We start from the raw sequence: 2,823 nt of genomic DNA, 5'->3' as shown, positions 1-2,823 counted from the left end.
AAAACAAAATTTTGCATCATCAATGTCAAACAAACTTTTAACTGAGCTATCTATACTTAATGATAATTAAACATTTCGAAATAAATAAAATTAATTTAGATAAGACACAATTTATTCTTTTTTATGGAAAAAATGAAGGTTTAAAAAATCAAATTAAAAATAAATATTTTATTTTCCAAATATTAACTATTGTGATGCCATTTAAGTTGAGCTTAGATTATGTGTAGTAGGTGGGTGAAAAAAACTTTATATAGCTTAATTGCATTGAGTATGTTGGCATTCCAATGTCGAATCTTGTATGGGCTTGAAAGTGAATTACCCTTGTTTTGGGAGAGTTTTGGTATTGAACAATCGCCATGGTCTAAATCCGTGACTGATTCACTTAGATATTGGTGGTTTGGCATTAAGATAGAAGTAATTTTATGGTTATATACCTTAATGAATTTTCGAATAAAAACCATAATATTGACATTAATACCTAGCTTACTTGTCATTTTTGCGTTGCTTTGGGCAATCTATGATCCCACGATGATAAATAATTTTAGAAACTTAAATAGCTAAAATTCCTAAGAATTTCCTCGTTCTGTAACTATGCGATGGAACGAAATAACGATGAGTACAAATAAAAATATAGGTTTGATGAAATATTAAGATATGAACGATAAAAATCAATCGCAATCAGTTTTAAACTGGATGGCATCAGAACGTTTATATGAAGAGTATTTATTCTTTTATCTTCTGATTATTGTATTTTGGGGATTTATAGGATTATTTAGTTTTGGGTTTGAGCTTTCAGGTTATAGCTTACAGCAGAATCTATTGTTTAACTTTATTTGGTTTTTAACCTTAACTATTACGATGGCTTTTACCCCAATTTGGTATCGCTTGATCTTTGGTCGTAAGTCACGATTACAAAGACGTAGTGAAAAAACTCAGCAACAAATTGAAGCCATCAAAGATCCAATCAAGCGAGAAGCTATCAAACAGCATATAGCCAATGATGGAGGGTTAGCTCCTAGAACTTTGCAAAAGTGGAGTTTAATATTTTTAGGTTGGTGTGCCTTATTTGAGATGTTTTTTGTCACTAGTTGGGTCAAAGATCTAGCACTAGTCTGGCAACCTGAATGGGTTAACAGTGTGATTGATTGGGTAAGAGCAAATACAAACGTTCCCCCACTTAATGTAGATAGAAAACTTTTTCTAGTTAAGCTAAGTAGTGACGATAGTGGTTCCGCTATGCTTAAACAGATGTTTGGGAATGAACAGGTATTCTTAACTTCAGTATTTGGTAGAGCATGCCTGCTTTATCATGCATGGCATGTGTTATCATTTTTCCCGATTCTAATAGCATCTATCATTTGTCTATGGCAACTAATTGGCTGGACAGGTGCTAATCAGTTGGAAACTAAAAGGGGTATCGGGGGGTACTGTTTATTAGTAGTGATTACTTTTTTTATGACACTAATGTTTATTGGTGGCTTATTTATGTTTATTCAAGATGTCGGTTATAGAGCCGGCTCAGTGACGGGGTTAGCAGGTTGGGTACATGATTTATGGCTGAATATCGCCTACTTTTTTATCATTCTTGCATTAAGACTTTATACAAATTGGTTTCTTATTTTTAAAAACATGCTTATAAGACATTAAGACAAGCTGACTTTTTAATAATTAGACAAAGTGACAATTGAGCAGATTTCCCTATATATTTGCCTTAAAAACTAATACCTCCTCCCCCTCTTTTAATCTTGTGATACTCTCAATACACCTCAAAATGAAGTAAGGTTAATATTTTTCTCTATAGCTACATTTAGTAGTAGAACTACAAGCCATAATCAAGGAAAATAGCCGTTTTTGATCAGCGAACTGTTTTTTCGCCTTGATGGATTGGTGTCATGCAATTTGAAAAATTAGGTCAGTCGGGGCGCGCCCGTCGTGGTCGACTCACTTTAGAACATGGTGTTGTTGAGACACCTGTATTTATGCCCGTTGGTACTTACGGTACAGTAAAAGGCATGTTGCCACGTGATATTGAAGAAATTCAGGCACAAATTATTTTAGGTAACACTTTCCATTTGTATTTACGCCCTGGCTTAGAAGTCATCAAAGAGCACGGCGGTCTGCACGAGTTTATCAAATGGGATAAACCGATTCTGACTGACTCAGGCGGCTTCCAAGTATTCAGCTTAGGCGCAATGCGTAAAATCAAAGAAGAAGGTGTAACTTTCCGCTCTCCTATCGATGGTTCAAAAGTGTTCTTATCTCCAGAAATATCAATGGAGATCCAACAGGTACTCAATTCAGACATCGTGATGATTTTTGATGAATGTACACCTTACCCTGCCACCCATGAAGAAGCACAAAAATCATTGCAGCTTTCTTTACGTTGGGCGAAACGCTGTAAGACACATCACCACGATGAGCTGAACAACAAAAATGCGTTATTCGGCATTATCCAAGGTGGGATGTATGAAGATTTACGTGATGAGTCGCTCAAAGGTCTTTTAGAGGTTGGATTTGATGGCTATGCGATTGGTGGCTTATCTGTTGGTGAACCAAAAGATGAAATGATCAAGGTTCTTGATTATTTACCGAATAAAATGCCGCATGACAAACCACGTTATTTGATGGGTGTTGGTAAGCCCGAAGATATCGTAGAAGCAGTACGTCGTGGCGTCGACATGTTCGACTGTGTGATGCCAACTCGTAACGCACGTAATGGTCATTATTTTGTCACCGATGGTCTGGTAAGAATTCGTAATAGTAAATATCGCCATGATAAAGGGCCTTTAGACCCACATTGTGATTGCTACACTTGTAAAAACT

At 36.0% G+C, this 2,823-nt stretch carries 2 protein-coding genes; both read left to right on the top strand.

Annotation, left to right across the window (positions count from 1 at the left end; genetic code table 11):
- The first annotated feature begins 654 nt into the window (after positions 1 to 654).
- The gene (locus tag B4237_RS16940; protein ID WP_278596511.1) at positions 655 to 1,647 is read left to right on the top strand and encodes a hypothetical protein; all 993 of its coding nucleotides are present in this window, start codon (positions 655 to 657) and stop codon (positions 1,645 to 1,647) included.
- Between the two features lie 245 nt (positions 1,648 to 1,892).
- Positions 1,893 to 2,823, top strand: a 931-nt coding sequence (gene tgt / locus B4237_RS16935) for a tRNA guanosine(34) transglycosylase Tgt (RefSeq protein ID WP_286944062.1), incomplete at its 3' end; no start/stop codon positions are given.

Origin of the sequence: Acinetobacter sp. UBA6526, from assembly GCF_002434875.1 — a bacterium.
GTDB lineage: Bacteria > Pseudomonadota > Gammaproteobacteria > Pseudomonadales > Moraxellaceae > Acinetobacter > Acinetobacter venetianus.
The sequence above is the reverse complement of the archived record's forward strand: the minus strand, read 5'-3'. Positions and strand labels throughout refer to the sequence as shown.